13 protein-coding genes are annotated in these 16,483 nt (G+C 60.3%); 5 read left to right on the top strand and 8 right to left on the bottom strand.

Translation table 11 applies throughout. The annotated features are described in order from the left end of the window. The first annotated feature begins 134 nt into the window (after positions 1-134). A complete protein-coding gene (locus GQR90_RS17185) occupies positions 135-491 on the top strand; it encodes a hypothetical protein (RefSeq protein ID WP_158775136.1) in 357 nt (118 codons plus the stop codon). Positions 492-579: 88 nt separating this feature from the next. Here GQR90_RS17185 and GQR90_RS17180 read toward each other — a convergent pair whose 3' ends face one another. Next, on the bottom strand, positions 580-984 hold the full coding sequence (locus GQR90_RS17180) for a DUF2780 domain-containing protein (protein WP_158775135.1): 405 nt from the start codon (positions 982-984) through the stop codon (positions 580-582). A gap of 196 nt (positions 985-1,180) precedes the next feature. On the opposite strand from GQR90_RS17180, the gene yccS reads away from it, so the two are divergent. Then, positions 1,181-3,433 (top strand): YccS family putative transporter, encoded by a 2,253-nt coding sequence (gene yccS, locus GQR90_RS17175; RefSeq protein WP_158775134.1) that lies wholly within the window; start codon positions 1,181-1,183, stop codon positions 3,431-3,433. Positions 3,434-3,535: 102 nt separating this feature from the next. Here the strand turns inward: yccS and recG are convergent, their stop codons facing one another. Beyond that, the gene (gene recG / locus GQR90_RS17170) at positions 3,536-5,677 is read right to left on the bottom strand and encodes an ATP-dependent DNA helicase RecG (RefSeq protein WP_442778531.1); all 2,142 of its coding nucleotides are present in this window, start codon (positions 5,675-5,677) and stop codon (positions 3,536-3,538) included. 13 nt (positions 5,678-5,690) lie between these two features. Further along, positions 5,691-6,662, bottom strand: coding sequence for a hydrogen peroxide-inducible genes activator (locus tag GQR90_RS17165; protein ID WP_158775133.1), 972 nt, complete (start codon positions 6,660-6,662; stop codon positions 5,691-5,693). Between the two features lie 71 nt (positions 6,663-6,733). Between GQR90_RS17165 and GQR90_RS17160 the strand changes: the two genes are divergently transcribed. Beyond that, positions 6,734-7,621, top strand: coding sequence for an NAD-dependent epimerase/dehydratase family protein (locus GQR90_RS17160; protein WP_158775132.1), 888 nt, complete (start codon positions 6,734-6,736; stop codon positions 7,619-7,621). Between the two features lie 183 nt (positions 7,622-7,804). Here the strand turns inward: GQR90_RS17160 and GQR90_RS17155 are convergent, their stop codons facing one another. The 4 genes from GQR90_RS17155 to gmk form a co-directional block, all read right to left on the bottom strand. Beyond that, positions 7,805-8,194, bottom strand: coding sequence for a RidA family protein (locus tag GQR90_RS17155; RefSeq protein WP_158775131.1), 390 nt, complete (start codon positions 8,192-8,194; stop codon positions 7,805-7,807). Positions 8,195-8,425: 231 nt separating this feature from the next. After that, complete coding sequence (locus GQR90_RS17150; RefSeq protein WP_158775130.1) at positions 8,426-10,591, bottom strand: RelA/SpoT family protein; 2,166 nt, start codon at positions 10,589-10,591, stop codon at positions 8,426-8,428. A gap of 109 nt (positions 10,592-10,700) precedes the next feature. Beyond that, complete coding sequence (gene rpoZ, locus GQR90_RS17145) at positions 10,701-10,952, bottom strand: DNA-directed RNA polymerase subunit omega (RefSeq protein WP_158775129.1); 252 nt, start codon at positions 10,950-10,952, stop codon at positions 10,701-10,703. Positions 10,953-11,252: 300 nt separating this feature from the next. After that, positions 11,253-11,909 carry a guanylate kinase gene (gmk, locus tag GQR90_RS17140; RefSeq protein ID WP_158775128.1) on the bottom strand — a complete coding sequence of 219 codons (657 nt, stop codon included), beginning with the start codon at positions 11,907-11,909 and terminating at the stop codon, positions 11,253-11,255. 378 nt (positions 11,910-12,287) lie between these two features. Between gmk and GQR90_RS17135 the strand changes: the two genes are divergently transcribed. Continuing rightward, positions 12,288-13,475 carry an MFS transporter gene (locus tag GQR90_RS17135; protein WP_158775127.1) on the top strand — a complete coding sequence of 396 codons (1,188 nt, stop codon included), beginning with the start codon at positions 12,288-12,290 and terminating at the stop codon, positions 13,473-13,475. Positions 13,476-13,575: 100 nt separating this feature from the next. Here the strand turns inward: GQR90_RS17135 and GQR90_RS17130 are convergent, their stop codons facing one another. Then, a complete protein-coding gene (locus GQR90_RS17130; protein ID WP_158775126.1) occupies positions 13,576-14,613 on the bottom strand; it encodes a GlxA family transcriptional regulator in 1,038 nt (345 codons plus the stop codon). 281 nt (positions 14,614-14,894) lie between these two features. Between GQR90_RS17130 and GQR90_RS17125 the strand changes: the two genes are divergently transcribed. Beyond that, positions 14,895-16,475, top strand: coding sequence for a BCCT family transporter (locus tag GQR90_RS17125; protein ID WP_158775125.1), 1,581 nt, complete (start codon positions 14,895-14,897; stop codon positions 16,473-16,475). Positions 16,476-16,483: the final 8 nt, after the last annotated feature.

The raw sequence follows: 16,483 nt of genomic DNA, 5'->3' as shown, positions 1-16,483 counted from the left end.
CTGGTACGCGGCGACGCGCCCTTGCTGAGAGTCATTGACGATGCCATCGGCTCCGCCTTGCGGGGTCGGTGGCATTTTCATGATTTGCTCGTTGGGCCCGTCGCTGACTCCCCTGTTGTTCAAGGAATGACGCCATGAAGCTCAAGATACTGCTCTGGGTATTGGGTCTGCTGCTCAAGCGGGCCTTCAAGCGTGACCCCGAGTTTCGGGCACAACTCCAGTCTCGCCCACTGGATTGGGGTGTCGCGACGGAAGACATGCGTATTGCTCGTCACTACCGGATGTCGGAGTCGGGAATCAGTGCTGCCCCCGGCCTGCCGGTGGATACGGATCTAGAGCTGCGATTTGCCGATGCCAACAGTGCCGTGGCCTTTTTGCTCAAGCCATCTCCCAAGGCCTTCATGCAGGGCATGATGGAGCAGCGCATTCGATTGGTAGGGGATTCCGCGCAACTCAATCGTCTGCAGTCGCTGCTCAAACGCATTCGCTGACGCGCACCACACGCCAGGTGGACGCCACATAAAACGCCCCGCTGATCTGATCAGCGGGGCGTTTCTCATGATGCGGAGAGGCGTTGGCTCACAATAGCTGCTTGAGGCCAGGAATGCCGTCGAGTACTTGATCAACCACACCATCGCCGGCTTCTTCGCGTGCATAGGTGAGAGTTTCATCGGCGACACCACGCGCTTGGTCCATGCTCAAATCCAGCCCCATCAGCTTCTGGCCCAGCGCCATGGCACCACCACCGCCCGTGAAGGCACTGGCGGCCCCCATCAGGCCGCCCAGCAGGCCACCGCCACCGGAATCATCCTCTCCTGCACTGCCTATCAGGCCTTCAGCGCCCGGGATTGCGTTCAGCAGTGATGCTGCCGGGCCATCGGGGCCTTGTTCACGGATAAATTTGAGAATTGTGCCGATCGCCTGTTCGGCAATGTCCGGTGATAGACCAAGAGAGCCAGTGACGCGTTCGATAAGGGGATGCATTGAGAGTCTCCATGACAGTCAGTGAAGGTCGTTGGTGCCATGTCAGGGTGCCACGAATGATGGCGTGTGCCGCTCACGGGGCTACCAACGCAGTGGAGATCGAGCAGTGCTCGGACGCGGCTCGACAGGATGATATGCTAGCGATATAAATCTAAAGTCTAATGCGCGGCTCGGCGCTCTTGTCCCGGAACACTTCATGACTCATTCCCTTTGGCACTCCCTTCTGCATTCGTTGCGTCGCTTATGGACGCTGGATGCCTTCAGTTACTCTCTGCGCATGCTGATCGCGTTGGGCGGTGTGATGGGGGTCGGTTTCTGGTTCGATGAGATGGCGCTGGTGATTCCGCTATTTCTCGGCGTGATTGCCTCGGGACTGGCTGAAACCGATGATCACTGGCGCGGCAGATTACGAGCACTAGGCATGACGCTGGCGTGTTTCAGCATTGCTTCAGTGTCGGTAGAGCTCCTGTTCGGCATGCCGGTACCCTTTGTGATCGGACTGGCGCTGGCGACCTTCTCGATGATCATGCTGGGCGCGGTGGATGCCCGTTATGGCGCCATTGCGCGGGCATCACTGATTCTGGCTGTCTACACCATGATCAGCCTGGAGCAGCAGCACGGCGATGGCAGTATCGCCTTGCTTGAGCAGAGCTTGCCGTCATGGCTGCGCGAGCCGGGCCTTGGCATCAATCTGGTACAGCCGATGCTGCTGGTGATCGGTGCGACCTGGTACGGCCTGTTGTCGGTACTGTGGTGCGCGCTGTTTTCACGTCAACCACTCAAGCACAGCATGGCGATGCTCTACCGTGAGCTGGGCCGCTACCTGATTCTCAAGGCGCAATTATTCGAGCCGCTGCGCAATGTTGATCAATCCGCGCGCCGGCTGGCACTCGCCGAGCAGAACGGTCGCGTGGTCGTGGCGCTCAACCAGACCAAGGAAATGGTATTCCGGCGTCTGGCCGGTCGGCGTGATACCACCAAGCTGGACCGCTATCTGCGGCTCTATTTCATTGCTCAAGATCTGCATGAGCGTGCCAGTTCCAGCCACTACCCCTACGGTCAGCTGACGGATGCCTTCTTCCATCACGACATCCTGTTCCGCTGTCAGCGGCTATTGGAGCAGCAGGGCCGTGCCTGCAAGGGGCTGGGGAAGGCACTGCTGATGCGCCAGCCGTTTGATGCCAGCGACAGCCAGCAGGCATTGGAAGACCTCAATGCCTCTTTGAACTATCTCAAGCAACAGCAGCGACCGGAATGGCAGCACTTGATGCAGGCGCTGGAAGGACTGACCAGCAATCTTCGTCTGATTGAAGGGCAGATCGCGCGATTGAGTGATCTTGAAGCCGTGACACATGAGAGCGATAACAGCCTGTTTGATCGCTCTCCGAGTGGTGCCAAGGACATTGTCGAGCGCATTCGCAACCATCTGAATACGCGCTCCCCCATCTTCCGTCATGCATTGCGACTGACGGCCACGTTGGTTGCCGGTTATGGCGTACTGTTGGCTGTGCACCCGACACAGGGTTACTGGATTCTGCTGACCGGACTATTCGTGTGCCGTCCTAGCTACGGGGATACCCGCCGCACGTTGGCACAACGGATTCTCGGTACCTTGGTCGGGCTGGTGGCAGGCTGGGCGTTGATCAGCCTGTTTCCCTCCCCCACCATGCAGGCCGGTATTGCGGTCGTTGCGGGAGTGCTGTTCTTTGCGACCCGTGGCACACGCTACACACTGGCGACGGCTGCCATCACCTTGATGGTACTCGCCTGCTTCAATCAGGTAGGGGATGGCTTCGATCTCATCTGGCCGCGACTGTTCGACACCCTGGTCGGTGGATTGCTGGCGGGGCTTTCCGTCGTGCTGATTCTGCCGGATTGGCAAGGGCGCAAGCTCTATCGACAGGCTGGTATCAGCCTCAAGACCAGCGGTCGTTATCTGGGCGAGGTATTGTCGCAATACCGTCATGGCAAGCGCGATGACCTGGCCTATCGCCTGGCGCGGCGCAATGCTCATAACGCCGATGCTACCTTTTCCAATCTGCTGGCAACTGCCCGCAAGGAGCCAGGCCACTTCCGGCGCGATGTAGAGCCGGGCTTCGGGTTCCTGCTGCAAGCACACACGCTGCTGGGGTATCTATCTGCACTGGCGGCACATCGTGGCGAGTTGGAAGCGACGGCGGCCGCCAGTAGCGGGATCAAGACGCTATTGCATCATGGCGATCTTCTCAGCCAGCAGTTGATGGCGCTGGGCGAGCAGCTGGAGGCGGGAGAAGATGTGGTGCTGACGTTGGATAGTGAAGGTGAGGCGGATGCTCTGGATAGTGAGGCCGAGCAGATTGAAGCTGCCAGTGGACGTCAGGCTGCAGCACAGCTGGCCTTCATCCTGCGTCAGCTCAAGCCGTTGGAGGCAGCCGCCGAAGCATTGATCAAGTCCAGTCGCGCCAGCTGACACCAGTGTTGGCCAAGTTGATGACTGAGCGAAAAGAGGACTCAACGACAAAGCGCACTGATGGTTTCCGCCATCAGTGCGCTTTGTCGTTGAGATGCGTACTTACACCGCACCGTATTGGCCTGCCGCTTCGCCCAGCCAGCGACGGATCAGCGGCTCGGCAGCCTGAGGCGCTTCATTGAGCAGCGCATCGGCCAGCGTCGTGGTGATCGCGATCAGATCACTGTCACGCTCAAGGTCCGCGATCTTCATGCTGGCAAGCCCCGTCTGACGCGTTCCAAGCACCTCGCCTGGCCCGCGCAGTTCGAGATCTTTCTCGGCAATCTTGAAGCCGTCCGACGTCTCGCGCATCACTGCCAATCGCTGTTTGGAGTTCTGCGACAGGGGCGGATGGTAGAGCAGTACGCAGAAGCTCTCGGTACTGCCGCGTCCGACCCGCCCACGTAGCTGGTGAAGCTGCGACAGGCCGAGCCGTTCAGGATTGTCGATCACCATCAGACTGGCATTGGGCACATCGACCCCGACCTCGATCACCGTCGTGGCAACCAGCAGATCAAGTACGCCGTCCTTGAACTGTGCCATCACCTCGGCTTTCTCGGCGGCTTTCATGCGCCCATGAATCAGGCCGACGGACAGCTCCGACAAGGCTATTGTCAGCTCGTCGCGCGTGGCCTCGGCGGCCTGACAGGTCATCACCTCCGATTCCTCGATCAACGTGCACACCCAGTAGGCCTGACGTCCCTCGGCGCAGGCAGCACGGATGCGTTCGATTACCTGTGGACGACGCGGATCAGCCACGGCGACGGTTTGCACCGGTGTCCGCCCTGGTGGCAACTCATCAATCACCGACAGGTCGAGATCCGCGTAGGCGCTCATCGCCAACGTGCGCGGAATCGGCGTCGCGGTCATGATCAGCTGATGCGGCGTCAGGCCGCCAGCCTCCCCCTTTTCGCGCAGTGCGAGACGTTGATGCACGCCGAAGCGATGCTGCTCATCCACAATCGCCAACCCTAACCGTTGGAAGATCACATCTGCCTGGAAGAGCGCATGCGTCCCCACCACCATGCGCGCGCGACCATCAGCAATCGCGGCCTTGGTATCCAGTCGCGCCTTGCCCTTGAGCTTGCCCGCCAGCCACGCGACCTCGATGCCCAGCGGCTCCAGCCACTCACGAAAGTTGCGATAATGCTGCTCGGCCAGAATCTCGGTGGGCGCCATCAACGCCGCCTGACAGCCACCGCCAATCGCGATCAGCGCCGCCATCGCGGCCACGACTGTCTTGCCCGACCCCACATCGCCCTGCACCAGGCGGAGCATGGGTACTTCGCGCGCCAGATCACGCCGCACTTCATCGAGTACGCGCCGCTGGGCACCAGTCAGTGAGAAAGGCAGTTGGGAGAGGAAGCGCGCGCCCAGGCCACCCGTTGCCGTCAGCGGCGGCGCACCATCTTTCTGGATGCGTGCCCGCACCTGGCGCAGGCTCAGTTGATGCGCGAGCAATTCTTCCTGTGCCAACCGTCGTTGACTGGGGTGTACACCAGCGCTCATCTGCTCGACGGGGGCATCCGGCGGCGGCTCATGCAGAAAGCGCAGACACTCGATCACGCCGGGAAGGCGGAAGCGAGTGCGCAGCACCTCGGGAATCAGGTCCGGCAAGTCTTCCGGTGTTTCTTCCAACTGCTTGAGCGCCTGAGCGATCAAGGCACGTAGCCGTGCTTGATTGAGCCCCTCGGTCGTCGGATAGATAGGGGTGAGGTGGTCTTCCACCGGTGCCGCGCCTTGCCCGATCAGACGGTACTCCGGATGGTAGATTTCAAGCCCCGTCGCACCAGCACGAGCTTCGCCGAAACAGCGCAGCGTAAAGCCGCACTGAAACTGTTGTTGTTGCGCTGGCGAGAAGTGGAAGAAGCGCAGGCTGAGGATGCCACTGCCATCGCGCAGGCGGACCAGTAGGCTACGCCTGCGTCCTGCAATGACATCACAGGCGGTCACTTCGCCCTCGACAACGGCCTCCATACCGCTTTTGAGCGTACCGATAGGCGTGACGCGCGTGCGGTCCTGATAGCGCAGCGGTAGATGGAACAGCAGGTCCGCGACGCGCTCCAGTGCCAGTCGCGACAGCTTCTCGCTCAGCGCGGGGCCAACACCAGTGAGGCTGTCCAGTGGCTGTGCCAGCGCCCCTTTGGCGAATACGCCGGCGCTGGCTGGCCCGGCATGAGTGGCATCCATGCCTACCTTGCTCATACGGTTTCTATGCTCATGCGGTCTCGTCGCTCGGCGCGGAGGGTTTCTGTCCGTGCAGGCCATTCTCGTTACTGTGGCGCGCACGATTCTGGCACTCGGCAATCGATTGACTGATCACATCGATGGCCTTGGGCCGCGGGAAGCTGGCGCGCCAGGCGAGCGCCACGCTACGGCTGGGGGCGGGGTCCTGGAAGGGACGTGTTTCGAGCACGCCGGCCTCATAGTGGCCGGTTCCCGTCGCGGAGTAGGGCAACACGGTAATACCGAGTCCCGAGGCCACCATGTGACGGATGGTTTCCAGCGACCCTCCTTCCGCGATCAAGGTGTTCTCGGGGTTATTGATCTGATGACCAATGGCCGGACAAGCCGCGAGAATCTGATCACGGAAGCAATGTCCTTCTCCCAGCATCAGCAGGCGCTCACTGATCAGCTGCTCCTTGGCGATGGAATCCTGCGCCAATAGCGGATGGCCCGATGGCAACAGTACTTCAAAGGGCTCTTCGTAGAGCGTCTTGGTCAGCACGTCAGTTTCGGTGAACGGCAACGCGATGATGATCACGTCCAGTTCGCCATTTCTGAGCTTGCGACGCAGATCACCGGTCATGCCTTCTTCGATGTAGAGCGGCATTTTCGGCGCGCGGCGCGTTAGTTCCGGCACCAGGTGCGGGAATAGATAAGGTCCAATGGTATAGATGGCACCGATGCGTAACGGGCTGGAGAGCTGATCCTTGCCGGAGTTGGCCAATTCCTTGATCACACTGGACTGCTCCAGCACACGCTGAGCCTGCTGAACGATCTTCTCGCCGAGCGGCGTGACCTGTACGGTGGACTTGGAACGCTCGAACAGCGCGACTCCCAGCTCCTCTTCCAGCTTCTTGACGGCCACCGACAGCGTGGGCTGCGAGACGAAGCAGCGCTCTGCGGCGCGTCCGAAATGACGCTCTTGAGCCAAGGTTACGATGTAGCGGAGTTCTGTTAGAGTCATTATTCCTGCCCGGAACTGGCATCCTGGGATGCGGTGGGTACCGATTCGTTTTACCAAGGAGCATGGCAAAGGTGAAGAAGACGAGTCTCATCCTCGGTTGTGGCGACGTTGGCAGCGCGCTCGCACGTGAGCTGCTCAAGGCCGGTCAGCATGTCATCGGTGTCAGACGCGATGTGTCATCACTCGCTGATCTCGGCATTGAATCGCTGGCGCTCGACATCACTGCCGAAGGCGCACTGGCCAGCTTGCCAGATGCCGACACGGTGGTACATGTGTTGAGTGCCGACCGTTTCGACGAAGATGCTTATCGTGCCGCTTATGTCGACGGTATTCGTGCATTGGTCACGGAGCTCGAGTCACGCGCCAATCCGCCGACACGTGTGCTGTTCGTGTCCTCAACGTCCGTCTATGCCCAGAAAGAGGGTGAAGAGGTCGATGAGCAATCCATTACCGACGCTACCAGTTTCTCTGGTCAGTTGATGCGTGAGGGTGAGCAGGTACTGCTCGATTCCTCGCTCAATGGCACGGTGGTGCGCTTCTCCGGCATCTACGGGCCGGGACGCGACATGCTGATTCGCCAGGCGCGCGATGGCCGCATTGCTGCCAGCAATCCTCCACTGTACTCCAACCGCATCCACCGCGACGACTGTGCCGGTGTACTGGCGCATCTGATCGCTTTGAGCCTTGCAGGCAAGCCGGTACAGCCCATCTATCTGGGCACTGACTGCGATAGCGCGCCGCTGCATGAAGTGATGGCATGGTTGGCGCGTCAGCTGAAGGTCGAGTCGACTCAGGTGATCCAATCACCGCTGCGTCGCCGCTCCAGCAAACGCTGTGGCAACGCCCAGTTGTTGGCCAGCGGCTATACCTTCCGTTATCCAACTTTCCGTGAAGGCTATGCTGAGGTGCTCAAGGAACACGGTGTGAACGTGGCAGACAGCGAGCTGTCCGGCACCTGAGCATCATCGCCGCCGAAGCATGACTTATCCACACCCGGTTCTCCTGCTGGCAGCAATACCGGATGTGGATAAGTTGCTGGCTCTTGAACAGACAATGCCCGCCTCGGGGTTCCGGGGCGGGCATTGTTGTCTCTACGATCAGTGCTCATGGCGGCGGTATCGCGCAGCGCCAGTCATTGCTGATCAGTCACCGATGACCATCACGCCTTCTGCCTCGAAGGCCACGCCCTTGGGCAGTGCCTTGACGCCCACGGCGGCGCGCGCCGGGTACGGGGCGCTGAAGTACTCTTCCATCACCGCGTTGACGCGTGCGAAGTCGTCGAGATCGGTCAGATAGAGGTTGAGCTTGACGATATCGCCCAGCGTGCCAGCCGCTTCTTCGCATACGGCGCGCAAGTTGGTGAACACCTGATGTGCCTGTGCCTCGATACCGCCTTCAACGACTTCCATCGTCTTCGGGTCCAGCGGAATCTGGCCGGACAGGTAGACGGTATTGCCGGCCTTGATGGCCTGGGAATAGGGTCCGATCGCGGCCGGGGCCTTGTCGGTATTGATGATCGCGCGATTGCTCATGACATGCTCCTTGTGACTGTCCGGAAGCGCAGGGCGACCGGCAGTGAGTTGCGATTGTGGTTATAAGGTACCGCCATCTTCGGCGATGTCGGGCGTGAGCCCGAGATGTCCAGTCGCTGCTCTATGGCAGCTTTGGCGCGGCGTCATGTTGTCTTTGCACAACAAGCACCATGCCTTGAAAACAAAAACCGCGCCGCCCGCACGTGGCGGACGGCGCGGCCAGTCATGCGATCAGCTGATGACGCGGGTGATTCGCTCCACGTGCAACAGGTTACGCATGCGCTTGATGATGCGTGCCAGGTGGGTACGGTCACGGACGGCTAGCGTCAGATTGACGATGGCGAGATGCGCATCGCGCTCCTCGATGCCAATACGTTCGATATTGGCATCGGCATCGGTGACCATCTCGGCCAGCTCGGCAATCAGCCCACGCTGCGTCTGGGCCTCAATGCGCAGAGCGACCGTAAAGTCGCCCTCCACTTGATCAGCCCAGGCCAATGGGAAGACGCGCTCAGGATCGCCGGACAGCTCATTCAGATTACTGCACTCCTGACGATGGACCACCAGCCCCTTGCCCACTGACAGATGGCCCATGATCGGCTCGCCGGGCAGTGGGTGACAGCAGCGCGCATAGCTGGTCACCATGCTATCGCCACCACTGACCTGCATCGGGCCAGCGCCATCGCCTTCTGGCTGGACGTTGCCATCCTTGGCCGAGAATTTCTGGCGATTGGGGCTCTGCAGCGTACCGTCACTCAGCAGCTGCTGGGCAATACTGTAGGCAGCACGCGTCCCGAGACCAATGGCTTCCAGCAGGTCGTCACGGCCTCCCGTCAGCTCCAACTCCAGCGCCAGTGCATCAAGACGCTGCTTCGGTAGTTGTTCGAAGTTCTGCTCCAGCCCTGCCAGTGCCTTGATCAGCAGGCGTTGACCCAGTGCCACGGATTCACTGCGCTGCTGATGTTTGAGGTAATGGCGGACGGCCGAGCGGGCCTTGGCGGTGGTGACGAAATTGAGCCACGCCAGGTTGGGCTTGGCGCCTGGAGCGGTAATCACCTCGACGGTCTGGCCGCTTTCCAACGGTGATGACAGCGGTGCCAGATGACGATCGATACGGCAGGCGATGCAGCTGTTGCCCACGTCGGTGTGCACTGCATAGGCGAAGTCGACGGCGGTAGCACCGCGCGGCAATTCCATGATGTCGCCCTTGGGGGTGAACACGTAGGTATCGTCAGGGAAGAGGTCGTTCTTGACGTGCTCGATGAACTCAAGCGAGTTACCCGCGTGACGTTGCATCTCCAGCAGTCCACGTACCCATTCCCGTGCACGGGCATGGCTACCCGCCCCGATGGGACGATCCGTCTGGCCGGCTTTATACAGCCAGTGCGCCGCGATGCCATTGTTGGCCATCGCTTCCATCTCGCGAGTGCGGATCTGCACTTCAATCGGCATGCCGTTCATGCCGAACAGCGTGGTGTGCAGGCTCTGATAGCCATTGGCCTTGGGGATCGCGATGTAATCCTTGAAGCGCCCCGGTACCGGCTTGTAGAGGTTGTGCACTACGCCAAGAATGCGATAACAGCTATCCACGTCATCGGTGATGATGCGGAAGCCGAAGACATCCATCAGCTCATTGAAGGGTTTCTGTTGATCGCGCATCTTGCGATAGATGGATAGCAGGTGCTTCTGACGGCCAATGACTGAGCCGGGCAGCTGGTCCCGTTCCAGCGCATTTTGCAGGCTGGCCTGGATCTCGCGCATCAGCGTGCGACGATTGCCGCGTGCGGCGGTGACAGCCCGTTTGATGCGTTCGGAACGCATCGGATACAGCGCCTGGAAGGAGAGGTCTTCCAGTTCGACTCGGATGGTATTGATACCGAGGCGATTGGCGACACGCGCATAGATTTCGAGGGTTTCGCGTGCGATACGTCGCTTCTTCTCGGGGCGCAAGGCGCCAAGCGTCCGCATGTTATGCAGGCGATCCGCCAGCTTGACGATGATGACGCGAATGTCCTGAGACATTGCCAGTACCATCTTCTGGAAATTCTCGGCCTGGGCGACAGCCTTGTCTTCAAAGGTGATCTGCGTCAGCTTCGAGACGCCATCAACCAGCAAGGCGACCGGCTCACCGAATTGGGTGGCCAGGGCCTCGAAGGTCACGCTGGTATCTTCGATGACATCGTGCAGCATGGCCGCCATCAGGCTCTGATGGTCCATGTGCATGTTGGCGAGGATGTTCGCCACCGCAAGCGGGTGGGTCACATAGGGTTCACCGGAACGCCGGCGCTGGCCATCATGGGCCTGCTCGGCGTAATAGAAGGCGCGCCTAACCTGACGGATCTCTTCCTCGGGAAGATAACCGCCCAGGCGGTCTGCCAGGTCATCGATCGTGAACATTCAGCGCCCTTGGTTAGGGGGGAATTCCGGGCCCGCACCTCAGGTCTGGCGTATGGCCACGTGAGAGGTGCGGATCAGCACACTTGCAGGCAGCGGAATGAGCCTGGGCTCAGTCCTCGATCTGCGGCAGTACCGGCTTGCGCTGAATCGGCGCTTCAACCGGCTCGTTCAGGATGTCACGGCTGATCAGACCAGCGGCCACTTCACGCAGCGCCAGTACGGTAGGCTTGTCGTTTTCCCACGGTAGCTGGGCATTGCGGCTGCCACGCGCCAGCTGACGGGCGCGACGAGTAGAAACCATTACCAGCTGAAAGCGGTTATCGACGTGTTCGAGGCAATCTTCAACAGTAACGCGGGCCATGGCGGAGTACCTGTAAATAGCGGGAGGATTCGAATGATACTGACGTCGTGCGCAGCAGAATGCCGGCCAATCTGGGGGTGAGCGTAAGCGACGACTCACCCATGTACCTGACAGTATCTTGCACACGATGCAATCACAATGCCGCTGCGCCAGCCCGCCAGGGGCGAGACAGCGCAGCGGCCAGTTGTTCTGAAAGGGAATCGAGTCTACTCGACGGCCTTGTGGCGTGACAAGTACGGCGCGACAACGCAGCGTGTCGACGCTTTACGCGACTACATGACTCACGTTACGCGCAACTTTCTATTCTGCCAGCAGTGATGTCAGCAGCGCTGCCTGATGACACTGAACGCGCGCGAGACGTGCACGCTGCGCGGTGATCAAGGCACAGAGTTCATCGAGTGCCACGGCGAAGTCATCATTGATGATAATCAAACCGTACTCGTCATAGTGCGACATCTCGCTGACAGCGTCGCGCATGCGACGTGCGATCACGTCGGCACCGTCGGTGCCACGGCCGGACAGACGCTCGAGCAGCGCTTCACGTGATGGCGGCAGGATGAAGATGGAGACTGCTTCCGGCACTTGCTTGCGTACCTGCTGAGCGCCCTGCCAGTCGATTTCCAGAATCACATCTTCGCCTGCGGCCAGACGTGCCTCCACGGCGGAGCGAGAAGTGCCATAGAAGTTGTCAAAGACCTGGGCGTGCTCGAAGAAGTCGCCCTGTTCGATCATCGTCTTGAAGTGATCGACGTCCACAAAGTGGTAGTTGACGGTGTTCTGCTCACCCGGACGCTGAGCGCGGGTGGTATGCGAGACGGAGACGCCGATATCGTCCATGCGCTCCAGCAATGCCTTGACCAGCGTGGTCTTGCCGGCACCGGAAGGCGCGGAAATGATGTAGAGCGTGCCACGCGCGGTGCTGGCCACACAGGAGAGTGCTGATGATGTCGAAGACATTGAAGAGATCCGCTTGCTGTCGCTGAATCGGCACATTATCGCATAATCCGTATCGCTTCTGCTGCACGTGACGGCAGGGTGATGACGGGGCAACCGCAGTGACAAGACAGGATGTTGCACCCCAGGCACCAGAGTTGTCATTGCGTAGTGACTGTGTCGATGCCACGTTATCTGCAACAATGGTCGTATACTTTAGTGAATACGCAGCGACCCGAGAGCAGGAATCCCAAGAGATTCCGCGTCGAGCATGCCATCGGTTATCCGTGACGCGCGCCATCCTCCTCGCCCTTTCGGCGCTGGACGGGTGGCGCGCGGCCTTTTGGCCTGTTGGCGAACGTCGCCTCGCTTCTCTATCACCGGCTTTCAGGAGACCCCGACATGCCTGCTTCTCACGTTGCGCGACATCCGCGTATGGCCGAACTGGCGCTGGCGCTTGGTGCCTTTGCCATCGGGACCACCGAGTTCGTGATCATGGGCTTGATGCCCAATATCGCGGATGCCTTCAGTGTCAGCTCACAGCAGGTCGGCTACGCCATCAGTGCCTATGCGATGGGAGTCGTGGTGGGGGCACCGCTGATCTCGGCGCTGGGGGCTCGTCTGCCACGCCGCGGTCTGTTGATTGGCCTGATGCTGCTGTTTGCCGTCAGCAACGTGGCGAGTCTGTTGGCACCATCACTGGCGAGCTTTGCCGCGTTGCGCTTCATCGCTGGCTTGCCGCACGGGGTTTATCTCGGTGTGGCGGCATTGGTCGCGGCAGACGCTGCCCCCGCCGGTGAGCGAGGGCGAGCCGTGGGCCGCGTGATGATGGGCCTGACGGTCGCCATTCTGGCCGGTGCGCCGGTCGCCACCTGGATCGGCAGTCTGTTCGGCTGGCACGCCGCCTTCATTGTGGTGGGCATGTTGGCGCTGATCACGGCTGCACTGGTACGTAGCTTCGTGCCCTATCAGCCGGGAAATCGGCATGCTACGCCGTTGACCGAGCTGGCCGCGCTGATCAAGCCGCGCGTTCTCTTTACCCTCGGGATTGCCTGTATCGGTTTTGGCGGCATGTTCAGTGTTTACAGCTATGCCGTGCCGACGCTCAATGCGCAGGCAGATCTGGCGCCCTCGCTGGTGCCGATGGTTTTGGCAGTGTTTGGTGTGGGTACCATCCTGGGCAACCTGGTGGGTAGCCGCGCGGCGGATATCGATCTGATGCGCACCATCCCGGCACTGCTGATCTGGAGTGCACTGGTTCAGGGTGGCTTCTACTTCGCTGCCGATGGTGTCTGGAGTGGTCTGCTGTTCGTTGGCCTGGTCGGTACGGGCATCGGCCTGGCACCGGCACTGCAGATGCGCCTGATGGATGTGGCGGAAGACGCCCAGACCATGGCCGCGACTCTCAATCATGCCGCCTTCAACATCGCCAATGCGCTGGGTGCCTGGTGTGGTGGTCTGGCCTTCGCCTATGGCCCGTCACACTCCTCCATTGGCCTGGTCGGGGTGGCGATGGCCATTGCCGGCTTGATCGTCTTCCTGCTGGGGCAGCGCTATGAGCGTCGCCAGATGAACACTGCCTCGGCCTGAAGCCCAGAAGCCAGGCAAGACACTGAAACGCCGCCCCTCGGGGCGGCGTTTTTCGTCAAGCGCATACCATCGTCAAGCGCATGCCATCATCAATAGTACGTCAGCGCTGCTGGCGTGCTCGAGTGGGAGACATGCCGAAATAATCCCGAAAGCAGTGACTGAAATGCGTGGTACTGACGAAGCCGCAAGCCACGGTGACATCGGTGATGCTGGCATTGCCCTGCGTCAGCAGCTGTCGGGCTCGCGTCAGGCGTAGCTCGAGATAATGCCGTGAGGGAGTGGTATCGAGATGACGGGTAAACAGCCGCTCGATCTGACGACGAGACAACGTCACATAGCGTGATATCTCACTCATGTTCAGCGGCTCTTCCAAGTTGCTGTTCATCAGATCGAGGATGGTGCGCAGTGCTTCCGGAAGATGGCTGTCCGGTGCCGGCAGGGTCTGCTCGGCATGCCAGGTGGGCGGTGTGGTCGGGTGCTCGCAGGCCAGAATCTCCTCGACGCTGCGTGTGAGATCCTCTCCCAGCCGCTGGCGCATGGCCTCCAGCATCATGTCGAGTGCACTGCCGGCACTGGCGCTGGTGAAGCGCGCCCCCTCAACGACCAGCGGGGCACGAGACAGCTCGAGTTGCGGGAATTTCTCGCTGAAAAGTGCCGCATTCTCGGGATGAATGGTGCAGGCGTGGCCGTCCATCACGCCTGCCGCGGCGAGGAAGTAGCTGCCATTCCATAAGCTGCCCAGGCGACAGCCGTGCTGTGCCGCTCGGCGCAGCGCCTCGCTGAGCACCGGTGACGCTTCCAGTCGTACGCGATAACCGCCACAGATCACGACCAGGTCGATCTGCGCATGCAGCAGCTCGGTCAGTGCGCCACCCACCATGATGTCGATGCCGAGATCACTACGCACGCTGCCGGTGGTGACTCCGTAGGTATGTATGCGATAGAAGGGCACCTCACGCAGCAGGTTGGCCGTCACCAGCACATCGAGTGCCGAGGTAAAGGCTGGCATCGAGAAATGTTCGAGCAGGACAAAGGCCACGTTCAAGGGGGCTGCCTGTGGGCAATCGACATCTTTAAGCAGGCGCTGATTGCGGAGCTTCATTGTCGGGGTAAAGTCACGGCGGCGTGAGTTGGTCATGGCGGATGGCTAACGTGAGCAGTGATGAGAGGTGGCAAGAAGTGGTGAGCAATATGGCTTTACCGTAGCACCTTGTCGGTAGCGAGAGGCGAATGTTTGTAGCACTCGACCCACCTCGCGATTCGCCACTGAAGTGTTACGCCGTGAGGAGAAATGTAAAACGTGCGTGATTTTACTGAAATATCCGGTTATCTGGACGTAAAAACTATTATTTACCTGTAATTGATGACGGCGATGGCTGATAGACTGCGCGGCCTTTTGTACGATGCCCGAGGCTGAACATGATGGATACCCCCCGGACTTCACCGTCCGGAACCGTGACACAGGCAGCATCTGACGCCAGTGCCACTTCGCAGCATGGCGGGCTTGATTGGCCTGTCTTCATCATCAGCGGTGGTGTCATGGCAGTGTTTGTCATTGCCGCGCTGATCAATCTCGAGGGCGTCTCGGCGCTTATTGAGATCGCCTTTGATTTCTCGACCACCTACTTCGGCGCCTATTGGCAAGCGCTGATGATCGGTACCTTCCTCGTCGCCATTGGCATGACCTTCGGCCGCACCGGTCGCGTAGTGTTGGGAGGGTTGGACACGCCGGATATCTCCACCCCACGCTGGATGGCGACCATTCTTTGCACCCTGCTCGCAGGGGGCGGCGTGTTCTGGGCGGCAGCTGAACCGATTGCCCACTTTAGCTCGCCTCCGCCCGTCTTCGGGCCGGATGCGCCGGTCGGTAATCTCGATGCTGCCTATAACGCACTGGCGCAGAGCTTCATGCACTGGGGCTTTCTTGGCTGGGCGGTACTGGGCAGTCTGACGGGTGTCGTCTTCATGCACCTTCACTATGAGAAAGGTCTGCCGCTCAAGCCGCGCACGCTGCTCTACCCGCTGTTTGGTGAGCGCGTGATGCGTGGGCCTATCGGCGCACTGGTCGATGCCTCCTGCGTACTGGCCGTCATTGCTGGCACCGTGGGGCCGGTAGGCTTTCTCGGTATCCAGGTCAGTTACGGACTCAATGCGCTGTTCGGGATTCCCGATACCTACGCGACCCAGCTGGTATTGCTGGCCATCCTGACCGTCGTCTACACCCTGTCAGCGGTGAGTGGCGTGATGCGCGGCATTCAATTCCTCAGTAGCGCCAATGTGCTGATCGGGGGGGCAATGCTGTTGTTCATCGTGATCATGGGGCCGACGGAATTCCTGCTCAAGGCCTTCCCGCTGGGCATGGTGGACTACCTGAAGAATATCGTGCCGATGGCCGTCTTCCGCGGTGACAGTGGCTGGCTGGATAGCTGGACGTTGTTCTTCTGGGGCTGGTTCATCGGCTTCGGACCGCTGATGGCGATGCTGGTCGCGCGTATCTCGCGGGGGCGCACGCTGCGCCAGATGGTACTGCTGATCACCATCCTGTCTCCGCTCGCGACCTGTGTGTGGTTCACCATTCTCGGCGGCAGTGGCCTGGCGTTCGAGCTGGCGAATCCCGGTAGCGTGTCTGGCCCCTTCACCGGCTTCAATCTGTCGGCGGCGTTGATTGCCATCACTCAGCAGCTGCCGTTCGGCTTTACCATGTCGGTGCTGTTCCTGATTTTGTCGGCGCTGTTCGTCGCCACTACCGGTGACTCGATGACCTATGCCATTTCGATGGTGATGAGCGGGCATGACAACCCACCGCGCAGCGTACGGGTGTTCTGGAGCCTGATCATGGGTGTGGTGGCCGCGATATTGATCTCGATGGGCGATGGCGGTATCAATGCGCTGCAATCCTTCATCGTCGTGACTGCGGTGCCAGTCTCGTTAGTGTTGTTGCCCAGCCTTTGGAATGCACCGCGGATTGCACGCCAGATGGCGCGCGAGCAAGGGCTGTAAATCGAGTG

Origin of the sequence: Cobetia sp. L2A1 (assembly GCF_009796845.1) — a bacterium.
Taxonomy (GTDB): domain Bacteria; phylum Pseudomonadota; class Gammaproteobacteria; order Pseudomonadales; family Halomonadaceae; genus Cobetia.
The sequence above is the reverse complement of the archived record's forward strand: the minus strand, read 5'-3'. Positions and strand labels throughout refer to the sequence as shown.

Excerpts from the sequence above, each read along its gene's own strand:
- gmk (WP_158775128.1), bottom strand. The coding sequence starts at position 11,909 with ATGTCTTCGACATCATCAGCACTCTCCTGTGTGGCCAGCACCGCGCGT.
- GQR90_RS17185 (WP_158775136.1), top strand. The coding sequence starts at position 135 with ATGAAGCTCAAGATACTGCTCTGGGTATTGGGTCTGCTGCTCAAGCGG.
- GQR90_RS17165 (WP_158775133.1), bottom strand. The coding sequence starts at position 6,662 with ATGACTCTAACAGAACTCCGCTACATCGTAACCTTGGCTCAAGAGCGT.
- rpoZ (WP_158775129.1), bottom strand. The coding sequence starts at position 10,952 with ATGGCCCGCGTTACTGTTGAAGATTGCCTCGAACACGTCGATAACCGC.
- yccS (WP_158775134.1), top strand. The coding sequence starts at position 1,181 with ATGACTCATTCCCTTTGGCACTCCCTTCTGCATTCGTTGCGTCGCTTA.
- GQR90_RS17125 (WP_158775125.1), top strand. The coding sequence starts at position 14,895 with ATGATGGATACCCCCCGGACTTCACCGTCCGGAACCGTGACACAGGCA.
- GQR90_RS17150 (WP_158775130.1), bottom strand. The coding sequence starts at position 10,591 with ATGTTCACGATCGATGACCTGGCAGACCGCCTGGGCGGTTATCTTCCC.
- GQR90_RS17130 (WP_158775126.1), bottom strand. The coding sequence starts at position 14,613 with ATGACCAACTCACGCCGCCGTGACTTTACCCCGACAATGAAGCTCCGC.
- GQR90_RS17135 (WP_158775127.1), top strand. The coding sequence starts at position 12,288 with ATGCCTGCTTCTCACGTTGCGCGACATCCGCGTATGGCCGAACTGGCG.
- recG (WP_442778531.1), bottom strand. The coding sequence starts at position 5,677 with ATGAGCAAGGTAGGCATGGATGCCACTCATGCCGGGCCAGCCAGCGCC.
- GQR90_RS17155 (WP_158775131.1), bottom strand. The coding sequence starts at position 8,194 with ATGAGCAATCGCGCGATCATCAATACCGACAAGGCCCCGGCCGCGATC.
- GQR90_RS17180 (WP_158775135.1), bottom strand. The coding sequence starts at position 984 with ATGCATCCCCTTATCGAACGCGTCACTGGCTCTCTTGGTCTATCACCG.